Source organism: Streptobacillus felis, from assembly GCF_001559775.1.
In the GTDB taxonomy this organism is placed as follows: Bacteria; Fusobacteriota; Fusobacteriia; order Fusobacteriales; family Leptotrichiaceae; genus Streptobacillus; species Streptobacillus felis.
Genome location: NZ_LOHX01000327.1, coordinates 1 through 576 on the forward strand (window position 1 = coordinate 1; position 576 = coordinate 576).

At 29.9% G+C, this 576-nt stretch carries 1 protein-coding gene; it reads left to right on the forward strand.

Going from position 1 to position 576, the window contains the following annotated elements:
- Positions 1–576 (forward strand): hypothetical protein (locus tag AYC60_RS09185; protein WP_197417011.1); only part of this gene is annotated, 576 nt, incomplete at both ends.

Here is a 576-nt window from a genome sequence, read left to right on the forward strand (position 1 = left end):
TGAAGGTATCACCTGGAAGTATAACTGTAGGAGTTAAGGGAAGTTATGATGTAATAGAAGAAAAAGAAAATGCTTTAAATATATTAGAAAACACAAAAGAAGTATATAATGAAGTAGAAAATGTAAGTATAAGAGGCTTAAAGACAAAAGATAGTACTATAGAAGGAAGTATTAAGAATCTAAATGTAGAAGAAGTAAAAGATGAAAAGACTAGAAACAAAGTAGGACTAGGCTTTGATGTTTCTATAGCTTTTACAGGCACACCTACAGGAGGTAATGGAGAGTTAGAGTTTGTAGATAAGAGAGAAGAGAAGGTACATAAAAGTGATATAGACTTATCTAAACTAGAAATAGAAAGACTTACATTAAAAGAAGAGAAAGCAAATAATCATAATATAGATTATGGACTTAAAGTAGGCACGTCAGGAGTAAGTGCAAGGGTAGGAGAATATGGACTAGATTTAAATTTAAATGTATTAGAAGCAATAGTTAAACCTAATGAATTTAAAGATAAACAAGAATTAGCTTTAAAAGATTTAGAGAGTAGCTATAAGGGTATAAGGTCTAGTATAGAGA